This is a genomic window from Marinobacter iranensis (assembly GCF_029207565.1).
GTDB lineage: Bacteria > Pseudomonadota > Gammaproteobacteria > Pseudomonadales > Oleiphilaceae > Marinobacter > Marinobacter iranensis.
The window spans coordinates 77,042-95,092 of the sequence record NZ_JANCMW010000017.1; the positions used below are offsets into that span (position 1 = coordinate 77,042).

Sequence of the window (18,051 nt, forward strand, 5' to 3'; positions counted from 1 at the left end):
ACGGGTGGGTCAGCGCTGCTGCAGGAAGTGATCAACTCCGGCAAAGTCCCTGGCCATCGCTCGCTCCGTTTCCGGCAGATCGCCTTCTCGAATCAGCCAGACTGTACGCATGCCAGCACTTTCCGCGGCTTGCAACTCGGCTTCCACATCGGAAAGGAACAGTACGGTCCGGGGTTCAACACCCAGTTCGTTGATGATATTGCTGTAGGACTCCCGTTCTTTCTTGCCACCGATACGGGTGTCGAAGTAGCCGGAAAAGAACGGTGTCAGGTCCCCGGCCTCACTGAATCCGAAAATCAGCTTCTGCGCCTTCACAGAACCGGAAGAATATACGAACAGGCGCAGCCCCCGATCATGCCAGCGCTGAAGGTACTCGGCGGCGTCCTCATAAACATGGCCACGGAAAGCACCCTGTTGGTAGCCCTGTTCCCAAAGCATGCCCTGCAGGGTTTTCAGTGGTGTTTCCTTGCGGTCTTCACGGATCCAGGTATCGAGCACTCCGATCAGCCCTTCGATATCGTCCCTGGCAACTCCGGAGGCCTGTGCAACGGCGTCCAGTTGTTCACGAATCTCGATGTTATCGGACTCTCCCTCCCGCACGAATTGGGCCATGTGTTCCGCCGAATAGGGAAACAGCACGTCGTGAACAAAGGAAATCGAGCTGGTGGTGCCCTCGATGTCCGTCAGGATTACGCGGATCATCCTGCAGCTCCTGCCAGCCGCTCATAACGGGGCAACCGGCTGGCGATGTCTTCGCCGGTGAAATCCGCCACCCAGCCTTCCGGGTTGGTGAACAGGCGAATACAGGTGAAGGCCGGCTCCGGCCCCATATCGAACCAGTGGCGGGTGCCATCCGGTACACTGATCAGGTCATTCTTCTGGCACATCACGGCGTACACCTGGTCACCAAAATGCAGGTAAAAAAGCCCCTGGCCGCGCACAAAGAAGCGCACTTCGTCTTCACTGTGCACGTGTTCATCCAGGAACTTCTTGCGGAAGGCCTCTTTCTGGGGATTGTCCGGGTTCAGGCTGATGACATCAGCGGCCTGGAAGCCACACTCATCCTTTAACGCCTGAATTTCTTCCGCATAAGCCTCAAGGATGTCGTCTGATGACGCATCCACAGGTAACTCCCGGGTGGACCACTGCTCAAACCGCACGCTGTGCTCCGCCAGCAGGTTGGCAATCTTGCCGGCGTCTTCAGTGACGACTCGGGGAGACTCGGGCGCACTCTGGTCAAAAATACTCAAGGTTGTCATCGGCGGACCCTCATGGTTTCCAGCTCGCATTCAAAGAGAAATTCAAAGGCTTCGACGTGGCGAAGGCAGTCTGACATGGTCCGCCCCCAGGTATAAAGGCCATGCCCGCGGATCAGGTAACCGGGCTGCTCCGGGTGCTGGCGGAACCATTCGCCTGTCTGGCGTGCCAGCGCCGGGATGTCCTGGGTATTGTCGAAAACAGGCACTGTCAGCTCGGACTCGTGAGTGTCGATGCCTGAAAAGGCTTTCTGCAACTCATAGCCCTGCAGTATCAGCGGCTCTCCGGTCGGCAGCAGGCGGCTCAGCACCGTCGCCTTGACGGAATGGGTATGCAATACCGCACCCACCTCGGGAAAAGTCTGGTACAGAACCGTATGCAATTGCGTTTCGGCGGATGAGCGGGCGTTGCTCTGGACGGCCTTTCCGCCCAGGTCCACCACCATGACATCGCCGGCGACCAGTTGGCCTTTATGGCGGCCAGAGACCGTTACGGCAATATGCCCCTCGTCAATCCGCGCCGAATAATTGCTACTGGTGGCCGGGGACCAGCCCTGGCCGTAAAGAAAGCGGCCGGCATCAATGATGGACTGCGCGGCAATGGCGTAGCGGGTTACGTCAAACAAAAGTCACCTCGGAACAGACACGCCGGATCAGCGCTTGATGGTTACCATTATAAGGATGGGCGGGCCACCCGCAAATGCTCACGGGCGGCAATCATGCAGGTTACACCTGTGCTTTCAGGGGAAGCCGGCGCTGTCGCTGGCCGGTCAGGGCAAACAGCGCGTTCCCCAACGCCGGAATTACCGGCGGAACACCCGGCTCTCCCACACCGGTTGGTGCCTGGTTACTGTCGACGATCTCAACAACCACTTCCGGGCGCTGGTCGTGCCGCATCAAAGGGTAGTCGTGGAAGTTGCTCTGCTGAACCTGCCCGTCTTTGAAGGTAATGTCACCGTATAGCGCCGCTGTCAGACCGAAGATAACACCGCCCTCGATCTGGTCGCGCACGATATCCGGATTCACCACCTGGCCGCAGTCGACGGCGCAGACCACTTGGTGCACCCGAATTTCCCCGGCCTTGACGCTGGCCTCCACCACCTGGGCCACGTAGGTGCCAAAACTGCGGAACAGGGCAATACCGCGCGCCCTTCCCTCTGGCACAGGCTCGCCCCAACGCGCCAACCTGGCGGCGCGGTCCAGCACTTCCAGGTGCCTGGGTTCGTGGTCAATCAGTGAACGCCGGAACTGGTAAGGATCCTGGCCCAGCTCACTCGCAAGCTCGTCCATGAAGGTTTCAACCGCAAAACCATTGTGCGAAAAACCCACGGACCGCCACCAGGAAACGGGCACGCCCGGGTCCGTATGGGTATGGCGGATATCAAGGTTTGGTACCAGGTACGGATATTCGATGGCCCCCTCAATGGCGGAATGGTCCTTCGGTGTGGCAATGCCCTCCGCCATCAGCCCCACTCGTCCCAGGGTGTCGTACAGGAACTTTGGTGCCCAAGGATACTGGGCAGGCGCTGCGTTGCGCACGTACCAGTCCAGTATCTGGGGGCCAACAATCTGGTGATGCCAGCCGGTAACCTGACCGCCACTGACGCTGGCCTTCATACGATGCAGCATGGCCGGCCGGTAGAGGTCATGGCGGGTATCTTCCTCCCGCGACCAGATCAGCTTGACCGGTTTGCGCACCCGGAACGCGACAGCCGATGCTTCCTCGATATAATCGTTGGTCAGCCGGCGCCCGAAACCGCCGCCCAGGAAGGTGGTATGGATGGTCACGTCGTCCGGTGACAGGTCGGTCACCCTGGCGGCAGCGATGCGGCCAAGATCCGGTGCCTGGGTCGGCGCCCAGACTTCGATAGCGCCATCCCGATACCAGGCTGTTGCGTTCATTGGCTCCAGCGTGGCATGGGCAAGATAGGGTTGTTCATAGCTGGCTTCAACCACCCGCTCCGCACTTCCAACTGCACCATCGAAGTCACCCTGGCTGCGCTCACTCTCGCCCGGATCCTCGTCGGCCGCCTTGTGATAGGACGAAAACACCTGTTCAGAAGACACACTGAGAGCCTCGCTTTCATCCCATTCAACCGTCAACGCGTTCTGCGCCTTGCGGGCCTGCCAGTATTTATCGGCTACTACCGCCACACCACGCTCTATCTCGAAAACATCGAGCACACCCGGCATCTTGCGAACGTCGGAATCGTCAAAGGTCCGAACGCGGGCGCCATGGCGAGGCGGGCGGGTAACAACAGCGTAAACCATGCCTTCCAGTTCGACATCAATGCCGTAGATCGGGGCGCCGGTGGACTTGGCTTCGGCATCCAGGCGGCCCCGGTTCTTGCCGATGTATTTCCATTCCTTGCGCGGTTTCAGCGCTGGATCTTCGGGAACCGGCTGCTTCGCCGCCAGTTCCACCAGCCGGCCATAGCTCAGGCTGTCGCCTCCATTGGGGGGCAGAACCCTGCCACCGGCCACGCTGCAGTCATCCGGGCTGACTTCCCAGACGCTTGCGGCAGCACTTACCAACATGATTCGGGCAGAAGCACCGGCCACTCGCAATGGCTGCCAACTGGTCGCCAGGCTGGTACTGCCACCGGTCAGTTGAAGGTTGTAAAGAGGATTGCGGTACTCGGTGGCTGCCGGAGCAAACCTGGGCTGAATAGAAGCAGGAGGCACTCCCAATTCTTCCGCAATCAGCGTGGTCAGGCCGGTGTAGGTTCCCTGCCCCATTTCCACTCGGGCCAGGGTAAAGTAAATCCGGTCATCAGCGGTCAGTTCAAGCCAGGCATCGGGCTTCCAGTTGCCGCTGTGCTCATCGTAACCGGTCGGGATTCCGGCACAGCCCGGCAGTGACAGGGAAAGGACCAGTCCGCCAGAGGTTCCTGCCGTAACCTTGAGGAAGTCGCGTCGATTCATGGACATATCACGCATCCTCTCTGCTGTACCGGGCTGTGCCCTTCTCGACCACAGACTCAACAGCGGTAACAATCCGGGAGTAGGTGCCGCAACGACACAGGTTGCCGCTGACGGCGGCAACGATATCATCACGGGAGGGAGCGCTATTGTGCTGCAACAGGTGAGCGGCACTCATGATCTGGCCTGACTGGCAGTATCCGCACTGGGGAACACCGTGCTCCACCCATGCCTGCTGCAAAGGATGCAGGCCACCGTTGGATGACAGCCCCTCTATGGTGGTGACATCGCCACCTTCAGCCATTTCCACCGGCGTGGAGCAGGAGCGCACTGGCTGCCCATTGAGGTGCACGGTGCAGGCGCCGCACAGACCCATTCCACAACCAAACTTGGTTCCCTTCAGGCCAATCTCATCACGAATCACCCACAGCAATGGGGTGTCGCCGTCGACTTCGACAGTCTGTTTCCTGCCATTCACAGCAAGGCTCACGGCCATGGATGCTCTCCCGTGTTCGCCAGAGCCCTGCTCCGACTGAGTTATTGTTATGTTTGGATCGAAATGGTCTTATTTTATGACGTCGTTGCCGTCCTTGTCGGTCCAGATCTTGCGCTCACCGGTTTCCATCTTGCCTTCGGAGTCCCAGACCTCGCGGTCTGTTGTTGCTTCTTCCACCTTGCCGTTGTCATTCCAGATTACCCGATCCTTGCAGCCGGCCAGTGCTGCCGCCACGAAAAGTACCAACATCAATTGTTTCACACTTACCTCCGGACCGATTTCATCGGCTATGGGTGATTATTATCAGGAACCGTGGATCTCACGGTTGCGTTGCTTGTCACGGTCGCCCTTGCGGACCATGACATAGACGGCACCGGTGCCACCATGGCGCTTCTGGGCCGAGTGGAACGCCAGCACATCGTCCAGTTCCGGCAGCCATTTCGCGATATAGCTCTTGAGCTGGGCGATGCCATCCGGGTTACGTTCTCCCTTGCCATGCAGGATGATGACGGATCGCAGCCCGTAGCGCACGCAGTCTGAAACGAAGCCGAACACCTCCCGGCGCGCTTCTTCCACAGTCATTCTGTGCAGGTCGAGACGCGCTTCGATCGGGTACTGCCCAAGACGAAGCTTACGGAACACTCCGTGCTGGACACCCGGGCGCTGCCAGCACAGGACATCGTGCGCTGTCAGGGGCTCCACCATATCCGCGGTCAGCGGATTACGGTCTTTCAATGGCTGGTCCATTGCAGAACGTTGCCGCTCAAGGTGTCCCGGTGTGAGCTCCTTGGGTGTCTTTACATCGGCCTTATTGGGCTTCCGGATACGACGGACGTCCTTCATCTCCTCCAGAAAGCTCAGGCGCTCATCTTTGGTTGTCATGTCGATATCATTTGCAGTCGGGGATGCTTGGACTTTACCACCGGCCTCCCCCATCATAAAGGATGGTCCGCAGCCCTTACCCTTGCTGTCGGCCGCGAACAATCCAGCTTCATACGAAAATCGTACGGTCTGTGGACAGGCAATTGGTCTACACTTCAGACCCAGAACAACGATAATGGACCGCGTTTATGACCGCCGCACCCCAGGACAGCGAACGCCCCCAGAATACCCGTGCCATCATGACATTTCTGCGGGAGCATTCGCCTTTTTCAAACATGGACGATACGCATCTCGCCCACTTTGCCGAACACGCCTCCCTGCGATTCTACGCAGACGGCGATGTCGTGCTTTCGCCGGAAGACGGTCCCGTGAAACGGTTCTATATCGTCAAACAGGGCCGCATCCGCGGTGAACGGGAGCGAGACAGGGACGGCGAGACGGAAACCACCTTCGAAATCAGTCAGGGAGAGTGCTTCCCGCTGGCCGCACTGATCGGGGAACGGTCAACCCGCACGCTTCATCGCGCCGCCGGGGACACTTTCTGCCTCAGTATCGAACACGATACCTTTGTGATGCTGTTCTCGCAGAGCGATCCTTTCCGCGATTTCTGTCTGCGTGGCGTCAGCAGCCTGCTTGACCAGGTGAACCAGAGAATCCAGACCGGGGCCATGGCTTCCATGGGGTCCAGCAACTCACTGGACACGCCGTTGGAGCGATACGCCATTCGCAACCCCATTGTGTGCTCACCGGACCTGCCGGTCCGCAAGGCCGTCGCACGCATGCACGAGAACAGTGTTGGCAGCATCGTAATAACCGACGATGAGAGGCATCCCACCGGCATCTTTACCCTGAGAGACCTGCGCACCATGGTGGCGGAGGAGAAGGGCCCGCTAGACACCCCCATCGGACAGGTGATGACAAAAAACCCCTGCTGCCTGACGGCCCAGGCCGATGCCTTCGAGGCCGCCATGCTGATGGCGGAACATCACTTTGCCCATATCTGCGTGGTTGATGAGGAGCATCGGCTGATTGGCATGGTTTCGGAACGGGACCTGTTCTCCCTCCAGCGGGTGGACCTCGTTCACCTCGCACGCACCATAGGCACTGCCAGCCATCTCCGCACGCTGGTCAGCCTGCGAAAGGACGTCTCCCGGTTGGTGGACGCCATGCTCGCCCACGGTGCGGATTCCGGCCAGGTGGTAAAAATCATAACCACCCTGAACGATGTCACCGTACGGCGGGTTCTGGAACTGAATATCAAGAAGAACGATCCGGGCATTCCTTTCACCTGGCTGACATTCGGTAGCGAAGGCCGGCAGGAGCAGACTCTGCTGACCGATCAGGACAACGGCATACTGTTCGAGACGCCCGAGGGGATGAACGAAGACCAGGTGCGGGAAAAACTGCTGCCCTTCGCGGAAACCGTCAACAAGGAACTGGCGGAATGTGGCTTTACGCTTTGCAAAGGCAATATCATGGCCAGCAACCCCAAACTCTGCCTCAGCGGGCGGGAGTGGGATGACTGGTTTGTCCGCTTTATTGATGCTTCGACACCACAGAACCTGGTTTACTCGTCCATATTCCTGGACATGCGGGCGGTGTTCGGGCCCATGGAGCCCTTGGATGCCCTGCTGGACAAGGTTCTCACCCGCATCCGGAAAAATGCCCTGTTCCAGAAGATGCTTGCAGGCAATGCCATCACCCGCAAGCCCCCTCTGACCATGTTCCGCAATTTCCGATACGCCCCTGACGGAAAGAAAAACACCCTGGACCTGAAGCGCCAGGGCCTTGCCCCCTTTGTGGAAGCGGTCAGGGTGTTTGCCCTAGCCAATGGCGTTGGCGCGGCCAATACACTGGAACGCATGCAACAGCTCTCCCAGAAGGGCGTCTTTGACGCCAAGGACGCCAACGCCTGGCAAGAGGCCTACAGCCTGATCCAGGCCATCCGAATGAGGGCACACCAGGAAATGCTAGATCGTGGAGAGCCCCTGTCCAACTACATCAGTCCGGACGACCTCAATCCGCTGGACCGGCGAATTCTCCGGGAATCCTTCCGACAGGCCCAGCGCCTGCAGCAGAAACTCGAAGTGACCTACCAATTCTGAACACCGGGCTAACCGTTATGCTGGAGCACATCAAAGACTGGATTGAACGGCTCAGGGCCGGCAGCACGGGTGGTCCTGACCGTGAACACCTGCCAACCCCGAAAACCGCCGGAGACCAGCGTCTGTCAGACTGCAGGCTGATCGTGCTTGATCTGGAGACCACAGGGCTCAACGCCGCAAAGGACAACGTCATTGCCATCGGCGCAGTGGCTATAAAGAACAACGCCATTTCGATGGGAGACCAGTTTGACCTGATTCTCCGGCGCCCGGAGCTGGACATCAGCGAGACAGTGCTGATCCATGGTATCGGCCCCGAAGCCCTGACGCGGGGCCATGAAACCGAAGATGCCCTGCTCCACCTGCTGGAGTGGATGAACGGCGACCCTATCCTTGCCTTCCATTCGGCCTTTGACCGGAGATTCCTTGAAAAGGCCCTCAAACATATCCTTGGCTACACCCAGCCCCACACCTGGATTGATGTGGCCGAAATGCTTCCCGCTTTCTTCCCGGACGCCAAAACCGGAGGCCATGGGCTGGACAACTGGGCCGACTACTTCGACCTGGAAGTCAGCGCCCGCCATCATGCTGCTGCCGATGCAATGGCAACCGCTGAACTGACCCTGGCGGTTCTCAACAAGGCCCGCAAAAACGGCGTCACCACTTTGCGGGACCTTAACGGGAAGCTTAAGTACTACCGGCAACTGAAAAACATGCACCGCCATGGCTGACAACACCTGAACTGTGTCGCATTTTCAGACATTTTGCCAGGCAAATAACTGAGAATTAGACCTTTTGCCAATATCTATATATCGCTTGACGGGTAAAGTCAGATAGGACAACACGTCGGAGAAGAACTATATGAATAATAATTTCTCTTCAACCAACACGTCACAGAAAACCCACCCAACCTCCACAACAACAACACAGGAGTGATCCTATGTCAGGTCATGACTACGATGCTGTGAATTACTGGAAGGCGAACCTTCGCCTCATATTCGGGAGCCTGATCGTATGGGCCCTGGTATCCTATGGGTTTGCGATACTGCTTCGCCCCATGCTCGCCGGAATTCCTGTTGGCGGAACCGACCTCGGGTTCTGGTTCGCCCAACAGGGTTCGATTCTTACCTTCATCGCGCTGATCTTTCACTACGCATGGCGTATGAACAAGCTCGATGAAAAATTCGACGTGCATGAGGAGTAAGTTCGAATGGACCAGTTTATAATCAACCTGTTATTCGTAGGCGGTTCGTTCGCCCTCTATATCGGTATCGCCATCTGGGCGAAGGCCGGTAGCACAAGTGATTTCTACGTCGCGGGTGGCGGCGTACACCCGATCACCAACGGTGCTGCAATCGGTGCCGACTGGATGTCTGCGGCATCCTTTATCTCCATGGCGGGCCTGATTGCCGCTGGTGGTTATGCCAACTCAACCTTCCTGATGGGCTGGACGGGTGGTTACGTACTGCTGGCCATGCTGCTTGCACCTTACCTGCGTAAGTTCGGCAAGTTCACGGTTCCCGAGTTCATCGGTGACCGCTTCTACAGCAAGAATGCGCGGTTTGTGGCCGTTGCCTGTCTGATCGTGGCGTCTGTTACTTACGTTATCGGCCAGATGGCCGGTGCCGGGGTAGCCTTCTCACGCTTCCTGGAAGTGGATTCCACCACGGGTCTGATGATCGCGGCTCTCGTGGTCTTCGTCTACGCCGTACTTGGTGGTATGAAAGGCATCACCTATACCCAGGTGGCCCAGTACTGCGTACTGATCATTGCCTATACCATTCCCGCGGTGTTCATTTCACTGCAACTGACTGGCAACCCGCTGCCTCCGCTGGGCCTGTTCTCGACGCACGTTGATTCAGGCATGCCCCTGCTGGAAAAACTGGATCAGGTCATCACTGATCTTGGTTTCAGGGACTACACAGCAGACGTGGACAATAAACTGAACATGGTTCTGTTTACCCTGTCGCTGATGATCGGTACCGCTGGCCTGCCACACGTTATTATCCGCTTCTTCACCGTACCCAAGGTTGCAGACGCACGCTGGTCCGCCGGCTGGGCACTGGTGTTCATTGCCCTGCTGTACCTGACAGCGCCTGCGGTTGCTTCCATGGCTCGACTGAACCTGATGACCACCATCTACCCGAACGGTGTCGACGGTCAGGCCATCGAGTATGACGAACGGCCACAGTGGATTCAGGAGTGGGAAGTAACCGGCCTCATCCAGTTCGAGGACAAGAACAACGACGGCCGCATCCAGTTCTACAACGAGGGTAATCCCGAATTCGCAGATGAGGCCGAAGCTCGCGGTTGGGAAGGTAACGAATTCACCTACAACAACGACATTCTGGTACTGGCTAACCCCGAGATTGCCAACCTGCCAGGCTGGGTAGTTGGCCTGATCGCAGCCGGTGGTCTTGCTGCGGCACTGTCGACAGCGGCTGGTCTGTTGCTGGCAATATCGTCCGCGGTGAGTCACGACCTGATCAAGGGTGCGTTCAAGCCCGACATATCAGAGAAAGGTGAACTGTTGGCAGCCCGTATTTCCATGGCCGCGGCCATAGTGGTGGCCACCTACCTCGGCGCCAACCCTCCCGGGTTCGCAGCACAGGTGGTGGCACTGGCATTCGGTATCGCGGCAGCCTCGCTGTTCCCTGCGTTGATGATGGGTATCTTCTTCAAACGCATCAACAACAAGGGTGCCATCGCAGGTATGCTGGCAGGCCTGGGCGCTACGCTGGTATACATCTTCATCTTCCTGGGCTGGTTCTTCATTCCGGGAACCAACAACCTGGCCAACACTCCGGACAACTGGCTGCTGGGTATTTCCCCGCTGTCGTTCGGCGCCGTTGGTGCATTGATCAACTTTGCGGTAGCCTTTGCGGTCTCTCATGCGACCGAAGAGCCGCCCGTTGAGATTCAGGAACTGGTCGAAAGCGTTCGTTACCCACGTGGTGCCGGCAAAGCTACTGACCACTAAGCAACACGTCAGCCAACGACAGATGAGAATCTGACAGGCTGAACCTGAACGGGCTTCCTCATTGGGAAGCCCGTTTTTTTTCAAGGAAACAAATTTATGTTCTGGACTTTTGTGGCAACCGTATTTTGCGGTCTCGGTGCCGCCGGTATCGCCCTGGGTATACGTGCCATCACCCGAAAGAAAGCGCCCAAGTGGATTATCCCGGTGTTTGCAGGTGCCGGTATGCTCGGTTACCTGATATACATGGAGTACACCTGGTTTGATCTCAAGCAGACTCAGCTTCCAGACGAGGCTGTCGTCGTCAGTACAGAGAAATATGGCGCCCCCTGGCGGCCCTGGGCCTATGTTGTGCCTCAGGTTACTGCCTTTACCGTTCTGGATACCAACAGTGTCACCAGGGACAACCCTGAGCAGAATATCGTCCGCTTCAGCCTTTATCGCTTCGAGCAGTCCTACACAGACGCGGTATCCCAGAAAATGTATCTGCTAAACTGTGACACGCGGGAACTGGTCCCCCTCAAGGGCGAAAAGAGTCTGGACACCAGTGCACTCCGAACATTGTCCGAAGACGACCAATTGCTGGAGCTTGCCTGCGGCCAGTAGATCCGGTTACCAGGCCTGACGTTCGTTCATCGTATTTTGGGAAAGCCTGTTTATGCTCAGTGGCTGGCTGTTAGTCCTCATTTCGATCACTTACATCTCGCTACTGTTTGCCATTGCCTGGGCCGGCGACCGCCATCCCGGGCTGTACCGCCGGCGTTGGGCAAGAACCCATATCTACGCCCTGTCCCTGGCAGTCTATTTCACCTCCTGGACCTTCTATGGTGCGGTAGGGCGGGCCACCCAGGAAGGCCTGGGTTTCCTACCCATCTACCTGGGCCCTTTGCTGGTTTTCGTTTTCGGCGCCCCTCTGCTACGCCGTATTATTTTTATCAGCAAACGTAACAACAGCACCTCCATCGCCGACTTCATTGCCTCACGCTATGGCAAGTCGCAATCCCTCGCGGCCATGGTGGCCGTTTTTGCGCTGATTGGCAGCGTTCCCTACATCGCGCTGCAGCTGAAAGCCATCTCCATGGGCTTCAACGTGCTCTCCGATTCCGGCGCCTCGTATAGCGAGCTGAGCCCCGCCGCATGGAACGATTCCGCCTGGTACATCACCCTTGTACTCGCCGTATTTACAGTCCTGTTCGGTACCCGTCACCTCGAATCCACCGAGCACCACCGGGGTATGATCCAGGCCATTGCTTTCGAATCGCTCATCAAAATCGTTGCGTTCGTGGCGGTCGGCCTGTTCGTGGGCTGGGGGCTTTATGGTGGGTTCGGGGATCTCTGGAGCAACGTCCGCGACGCGGGACTGGTTGGCACCCTGACCACCGACAGCGTTGAGGCACCAGCCTTTATTACCCAGACCCTGGTAGCAATGCTTGCCATCATCTGCCTGCCGCGACAGTTTCATGTCATGGTGGTGGAAAACACCGACCATCGGGACTTTGAAACGGCCCGCTGGGCCATGCCCATCTACCTGGTTATCGCCAGCGCCTTTGTGCTGCCCATCGCCGCCGCCGGATTACTGTCCCCCGAAGCCAGTGCCTCCGACCCGGACATCCTGATTCTCAACCTGCCAATTCTTGCCGGGGAGCAATGGCTTGCCATTCTGGCATTCCTGGGTGGTGGGTCCGCGGCTGCGGCAATGGTGATTGTCTGCTCCGTCGCTATTGCCACCATGGTCAGCAACGAAATCATCATGCCGGCACTACTGAAGTTCTTCCGCCCACGAATGAACAAACGCACGGATCTCAGCTATCTCCTGCTGAGCATTCGCCGGGTTGCCATCTTCGTTGTGCTGTTAACGGCTTACGGTTTCTACCGGATGGCAGGCGCTGACTACAGCCTCACCGCCTTTGGACTCCTCTCGTTCGCTGCAGCCGCCCAGTTTGGCCCGGCGCTGGTGGGAGGCATACTCTGGCGCAAGGGCAACCATACGGGTGCTGTTTGGGGCCTGGGCCTCGGCTTTTTGATGTGGTGCTATACTCTGCTGCTACCTGCCCTGGCCTCAACCGGGTGGCTGAGCGATACCCTTATCGAACATGGCGTATGGGGTATGAACTGGACCAGGCCCACCGCCCTTTTCGGCTCCGAGTTTGACCAGACCAGCCATGGCATTATCTGGAGCCTGGGCATCAACACGATTACCTACATCGTGCTCTCGATGCTGACGCGCCAAAGAGTGCGGGAAAAGATCCAGATCGCTTCGTTCTTCCACGATCCCCAACCGCGTGCCGAGACTCCACAGCAACAGAGTTGGCAGGGGGAGATCATGACCTCGGACCTGCAGGCCATTGCTGACCGCTTTATGGGGGAAGAGCGGGCGGAAGCCATTTTCCGCAACTACGAACGACGCAATGCCATTCGCCTGCACCCTCACCGGCCGGCATCCTCACATCTGATGAAGTTCATCGAGCGGCAACTGGCATCGGTGATCGGGGCATCCACTGCCCGGGTGGTGCTGGAGTCCACCCTCACCGGCAGGGACATGCAGATCGAGGACGTCGTCAGTATCGTTGACGAAGCCTCCCAGGCCATGACCTTCAGCCGGGAACTGCTGCAATCGGCTATCGAGAACATCAGCCTGGGCGTTTCCGTGGTCAACCACCAGCAACAGTTGGTGGTGTGGAATCATCGCTATCTCGAGCAATTCAGCTACCCCACCGGTTTCGTCCGTGTTGGACGACCCGTGGAAGATCTCATGCGCTACAACCTGACCAGCGCCAATCTGCCGGCAAGACGTATCGACGAGATTATTGCTGACCGCTGTGCCAGCATGCGCGAAGGCCGGCCCATGTCGTATGAGCGGCAGCGGCCCGACGGAACCGTCTTGCGGATTGATGGCAGCCCGATTCCCGGCGGTGGCTATGTGACCACCTTCCAGGACATCACGGCCATGCGGCGTACAGAGCAGGCGCTGAAGGAAACCAACATCTATCTGGAGCAACGGGTCAAGGAACGCACCCAGGAACTGCAGGTGATTAACGAGCAGATGCTCAAGGCCAAATCCGTGGCCGAACAGGCTAACCAGAGCAAAACCCGCTTCCTGGCCTCAGCCAGTCACGACCTTCTGCAGCCCCTGAACGCGGCGCGTCTCTTTACCTCGGCTCTGGCGGGCAAGGCCAGGGACCCGGAAATGACCGAACTTGTGGATCACATTGATAGCTCACTGGGCGCTGCAGAGGAAATCATCAGCACCCTGCTGGACATCTCGAAACTTGATGCCGGAGCCCTGGAGCCGGACATCGGCGTATTTCCCGTCAATGAAATCATGCGCCACCTGGCAACCGACTTCTCCGCCATCGCCAAGGACCAAGGGCTGCACCTTCACGTCGTGCCCAGCAGTGCCTGGATAAGATCGGATTCGAAATTGCTGCGGCGCGTTATTCAGAACTTCCTCTCCAACGCCATTCGCTACACCCCGAGCGGAAAAATCCTGCTCGGTTGCAGACGATTGAAGGGGTACATTCGCATTGAAGTCTGGGACACCGGCCCCGGCATTCCGGACGACCAACTGGCCCATATTTTTGAGGAGTTCCGGCGCTTTCAGCAGGGCCGGGATAAAAAAGGTCTTGGCCTCGGGCTGGCTATCGTCGACCGCATCTGTGGCATGCTGAATCACCCGGTGAACGTTCAGTCGGTTCAGGGACTGGGAAGTGTGTTCAGCATCACCGTGCCGGTTGCCCCAGCCGAACACAGTGACCTCAATGCCACCAAATCAGCGCCTGCTTCACGACGGGTGTCCAGTCTGGGAGGCCTGCATGTGCTGTGTATCGACAATGACCCGGCCATCCTCCACGGCATGAGCGCCCTTTTGGACAACTGGCAATGCGACGTCACGACAGCGGAGAGCCTGGAGGATGCCCAATATAAACTGAACGGCACCAAACCGGACATCCTACTTGCTGACTACCAGTTGGATGACAACCGAAATGGGCTCGACGCCATGGATTCGTTGAGGGAAGAGATCTGTAATGATATACCTGGCATACTTATTACCGGCTATATGGCCCCGGAAGTCAGGGAGGACGCCATCAACAGGGGCTATCAAATCCTCTATAAACCTGTAAAACCGGCTGCATTGCGAGCGCTGGTTAACAAGTTGCTGAAACAGAAACGTTCATGACTGACTCCATAAATAACGCCATCGGCAATACCTTTACAAAACTCAGTTACCTGATTGTCGACGACTTTGAGAATTTCCGACTGTCCATGCGGCAAATATTGCGCAGTTGTGGCGCCGACAAAATCGAGTTGGTTGCTAACGCCTCGGCTGCAATCCAGTACTGTGCCTACAACCACGTAGACGTGGTGCTTTGCGACTACAACCTGGGTGAAGGCAAGAACGGCCAGCACATCCTTGAAGAACTCCGGCACAAGAAACTGCTGAAACGTTCCTCGCTTTTTCTCATGGTGACCGCCGAAACCTCCAGGGAAATGGTGATGGGTGCCAGGGAATACCAGCCTGACGGCTATCTCACCAAGCCCATCAACCGTGCCATGATGGAAAAGCGATTGTCTGGCCTTCTCGCTCAGCGAAATGCCCTGCTGCCCATAAACCGGGAAATCGACCGGGAGAACTTCCCCGAAGCCATCTCCCTGTGTCTGCAAACGCTGCCCTCACAACCGCGCTACAAAACCTGGCTGATGAAAACCCTGGCCGATCTGTATTACCAGGTTGGTGACTTCAGCCATGCGCTGAAAATCCACGACGACGTGCTGGGGCAACGAGACCTGTCCTGGGCAAAACTGGGCCGGGGCAAGATACTGATCGCAACCCAGAACTACGATGATGCAGTCACCACCCTGAAAGAGCTGGTGTCCAAGCACCCGGATTATATGGAAGCCTATGATCTGTTGGCGGAAGCGCTGGAAAAGCAGGGGCGCCCCACCCAGGCCCAGCAGATTCTTGAGAAAGCGGCGGAGTACTCTCCAAATGCCCTTTTAAGGCACAAACATCTGGCCACCCTGGCTGGGTCCAACCAGGACATGTCGACGGCATCAGAAGCCTGGCGAAAAACCGTCAGTCTCGGCACCTACTCCATTCATGACAATTCAGAGCATTATCTTGCGCTGGGCCAGTCCCTGTCCGACCTTAGTGAGGGGGATTCATCAAGTGAGGGTTCAGCCCATGCGGATGAAGCGCTCACCATACTGCGACGTATGGAGAAGCGCTTTGCCGACCAGGACGATATCAAACTGAGGAGCCGCATTGTCCAGTCCCGGGTCCATGCCGGCCAGGGGCGAATGAACGAGGCCGAAAAAGCACTAGAGAGCGTGGCTGACGGCCTTGATCCAGAGCTTATGGATCCCGAAGCCTGCCTTGATTATGCCAAGACATTGTTCAGGTTGGGAAAAGAGGGCGAAGCGAAGAGCCTACTCAACGCACTCGCAAGCCGTTGCAGTGACAACCCGCCGTTACTGCAAAAAATCGAGAGTTTGCTGGATGAACCGGTAGGCTTCCGGCAGAAGCTGCAAGCGCGATCCCTGAACCGCGATGGCATCAAAGCCTTTGAAGCGGGTGCGCTTGATGACGCCGTATCCACATTCAACCAGGCCCTGGAAATCGTGCCTTCCCATGCGGCACTCAACCTGAACCTGGTGCAGGTACTGATGAAAAAATACAAGGATGCACCCGGTAATCGTGAGTTGTTGAACCGCTGCCAGAGATGCCTGGAAAAACTGGCGGATCTGCCGGAGCAACATCGCCAGTACCGCCGATTTATCTCTTTGCGCAAGAAATTGGAAGGAATGAGGTCATGACCACCAACAATCACGAGGACCTTGCTAATGCCCGGGACTCACAAAACATCGACTTTTCGATGGTTCTGGCGTCCGCCGTCCATGATATGAAGAACTCTCTGGGTATGCTTCTGAATTCCCTGGACGAGCTCCGGCAAGAGCAGTCAGCGACCATCGGTGACTCCCCCCGGTTCAATACCTTGCAGTACGAAGCCGAACGCATGCACAACGATCTGGTGCAGTTATTGGGCATTTACCGGCTTGGCGAAAATAATCTGTCTGCCCATGTTGAGGAACACTTCGTTCCGGATTTTCTGGCCCGACAAATGGCTCGTCATACACCGCTTCTTGAGGGCCTGGGTATTGAACTGGCAATCGAGTCCGATGACATTAACGGCTTCTTCGATGAAGATCTGTTGACCGGCGTGCTCAATAACACCATCAACAACGCCATCCGGTACACCGAGAGCAAGATCAAACTGACGGCCTCCATGCACGATGGCTTTCTGGTGATTGGTGTCAAGGATGACGGCGATGGATATCCGGAAAATATGCAGCACAATGGCACCCCGAGCTTCAAATCCCTGGACTTCAACAGTGGAAGTACCAGCCTGGGGTTGTTCTTCGCATCATCAGTTGCCCAACTACACATCAACGGCGAGCGCCACGGATTTATCAAGCTGCACAATGACCGTCACCTCGGCGGTGGCGTATTCGAGATCTGGCTGCCATGATGGATAACGGCCAATACTTCAGGAAGAGAACTCATGGCTCGAGGTCATGCACTCATCGTCGATGACTCATCGACAGCACGGATTATCCTGGCCCGCCTTCTGGAACGAGCCGACCTGACTTCGCAGGGTGTCGCCACCGCGGAAGAGGGCCTGGAAAAGCTTCGTGAGCAGGCCTTCGATCTTATTTTTCTGGACCACCTGTTGCCCGGGATGAATGGCTTCGAAGCTCTTGAGGTTATCAAAGCGGACCCCGACCTGCGGCATATCCCCGTATTCATGTACACCTCCCAGAGCGCAGAGCGCTACCGACAGGATGCCAAGGTCCGTGGTGCTGCAGGGGTAATTGGCAAACAGATCGACCGGGACCAGCTCCTCACTACCATCGAAGCTATCCTGGACGATGCCTCGACTCTGCCCAGCCTCCCCACAACTGACAATATAGCCGGCGAGCTCATTGAAAAAAGCTATACCCGGCGCCTGACAGGAAGGCTGGCCACCCTCGAGGTTGCCTACGAGGAGACTCACGACGAGCTCAGGCACCTCCGCCAAAGCATGGCTCTGATGGAAGCCATGCATCAGGAGAACCTCGACAAACAGCGCCGTCGCCTTAACTGGCTGGCATTGGGCAGTGTTGCAGGCCTTGCGGGAGTCGTTCTGCTTTTCAGTCTGGAACTTCGTGATCTGTCCGTGGTATTTGATAGCTTAAACGGGCAACTGGCAGTGATGCAGGATATCGTGAGTAGCCTGGTGGAACTGGTGGAAGTTGAGCGGCAATAAAAAACCCCCGGTAGCGTTAGCTATCGGGGGTTTCGGGTATTAAGAGCCTGACGATGACCTACTCTCACATGGGCAGAAGCCACACTACCATCGGCGCTGGTCTGTTTCACGG

The 18,051-nt window shown here is 57.3% G+C and carries 16 protein-coding genes; 9 read left to right on the forward strand and 7 right to left on the reverse strand.

Features of this window, described 5'->3' with window-relative positions:
• Nucleotides 1-9 precede the first annotated feature (9 nt).
• The 7 genes from mtnC to smrA all read right to left on the reverse strand — a co-directional run bounded on the left by mtnC (nucleotide 10) and on the right by smrA (nucleotide 5,556).
• A complete protein-coding gene (gene mtnC, locus NLU14_RS20210; RefSeq protein WP_275709981.1) occupies nucleotides 10-702 on the reverse strand; it encodes an acireductone synthase in 693 nt (230 codons plus the stop codon).
• Nucleotides 699-1,259, reverse strand: a complete 561-nt coding sequence (locus NLU14_RS20215) for a 1,2-dihydroxy-3-keto-5-methylthiopentene dioxygenase (protein ID WP_275709983.1) — start codon at nucleotides 1,257-1,259, stop codon at nucleotides 699-701. Before NLU14_RS20215 ends, mtnC begins: the two co-directional genes overlap by 4 nt.
• Nucleotides 1,256-1,882 (reverse strand): methylthioribulose 1-phosphate dehydratase, encoded by a 627-nt coding sequence (locus NLU14_RS20220; protein ID WP_275709985.1) that lies wholly within the window; start codon nucleotides 1,880-1,882, stop codon nucleotides 1,256-1,258. The genes NLU14_RS20215 and NLU14_RS20220 overlap by 4 nt, the downstream gene beginning before the upstream one ends.
• Nucleotides 1,883-1,982: 100 nt before the next feature.
• Entirely contained in the window at nucleotides 1,983-4,187 is a 2,205-nt protein-coding gene (locus NLU14_RS20225; RefSeq protein WP_275709987.1) for a xanthine dehydrogenase family protein molybdopterin-binding subunit, read from the reverse strand.
• Nucleotide 4,188: 1 nt separating this feature from the next.
• A complete protein-coding gene (locus NLU14_RS20230) occupies nucleotides 4,189-4,674 on the reverse strand; it encodes a (2Fe-2S)-binding protein (protein ID WP_275709989.1) in 486 nt (161 codons plus the stop codon).
• Between the two features lie 69 nt (nucleotides 4,675-4,743).
• Nucleotides 4,744-4,935, reverse strand: coding sequence for a hypothetical protein (locus NLU14_RS20235; protein WP_275709991.1), 192 nt, complete (start codon nucleotides 4,933-4,935; stop codon nucleotides 4,744-4,746).
• A 42-nt stretch (nucleotides 4,936-4,977) separates the two neighbouring features.
• The gene (smrA, locus tag NLU14_RS20240; protein WP_275709993.1) at nucleotides 4,978-5,556 is read right to left on the reverse strand and encodes a DNA endonuclease SmrA; all 579 of its coding nucleotides are present in this window, start codon (nucleotides 5,554-5,556) and stop codon (nucleotides 4,978-4,980) included.
• 188 nt (nucleotides 5,557-5,744) lie between these two features.
• On the opposite strand from smrA, the gene NLU14_RS20245 reads away from it, so the two are divergent.
• The 9 genes from NLU14_RS20245 (at nucleotide 5,745) to NLU14_RS20285 (ending at nucleotide 17,939) form a co-directional block, all read left to right on the forward strand.
• On the forward strand, nucleotides 5,745-7,661 hold the full coding sequence (locus tag NLU14_RS20245) for a putative nucleotidyltransferase substrate binding domain-containing protein (RefSeq protein WP_275709996.1): 1,917 nt from the start codon (nucleotides 5,745-5,747) through the stop codon (nucleotides 7,659-7,661).
• Between the two features lie 17 nt (nucleotides 7,662-7,678).
• Entirely contained in the window at nucleotides 7,679-8,389 is a 711-nt protein-coding gene (locus NLU14_RS20250; protein WP_275709998.1) for a 3'-5' exonuclease, read from the forward strand.
• Between the two features lie 209 nt (nucleotides 8,390-8,598).
• Entirely contained in the window at nucleotides 8,599-8,862 is a 264-nt protein-coding gene (locus tag NLU14_RS20255) for a DUF4212 domain-containing protein (protein ID WP_275710000.1), read from the forward strand.
• A 6-nt stretch (nucleotides 8,863-8,868) separates the two neighbouring features.
• Nucleotides 8,869-10,638, forward strand: a complete 1,770-nt coding sequence (locus tag NLU14_RS20260) for a sodium:solute symporter family protein (RefSeq protein WP_275710003.1) — start codon at nucleotides 8,869-8,871, stop codon at nucleotides 10,636-10,638.
• 96 nt (nucleotides 10,639-10,734) lie between these two features.
• The gene (locus tag NLU14_RS20265; RefSeq protein WP_275710005.1) at nucleotides 10,735-11,241 is read left to right on the forward strand and encodes a hypothetical protein; all 507 of its coding nucleotides are present in this window, start codon (nucleotides 10,735-10,737) and stop codon (nucleotides 11,239-11,241) included.
• Nucleotides 11,242-11,293: 52 nt separating this feature from the next.
• Nucleotides 11,294-14,812, forward strand: a complete 3,519-nt coding sequence (locus NLU14_RS20270; RefSeq protein WP_275710007.1) for a hybrid sensor histidine kinase/response regulator — start codon at nucleotides 11,294-11,296, stop codon at nucleotides 14,810-14,812.
• Nucleotides 14,809-16,449 carry a tetratricopeptide repeat-containing response regulator gene (locus tag NLU14_RS20275; protein ID WP_275710009.1) on the forward strand — a complete coding sequence of 547 codons (1,641 nt, stop codon included), beginning with the start codon at nucleotides 14,809-14,811 and terminating at the stop codon, nucleotides 16,447-16,449. The genes NLU14_RS20270 and NLU14_RS20275 overlap by 4 nt, the downstream gene beginning before the upstream one ends.
• Nucleotides 16,446-17,162 (forward strand): sensor histidine kinase, encoded by a 717-nt coding sequence (locus tag NLU14_RS20280; protein WP_275710011.1) that lies wholly within the window; start codon nucleotides 16,446-16,448, stop codon nucleotides 17,160-17,162. Before NLU14_RS20275 ends, NLU14_RS20280 begins: the two co-directional genes overlap by 4 nt.
• A 33-nt stretch (nucleotides 17,163-17,195) precedes the next feature.
• Nucleotides 17,196-17,939, forward strand: a complete 744-nt coding sequence (locus NLU14_RS20285) for a response regulator (protein WP_275710013.1) — start codon at nucleotides 17,196-17,198, stop codon at nucleotides 17,937-17,939.
• The last annotated feature ends 112 nt before the right edge of the window (nucleotides 17,940-18,051 follow it).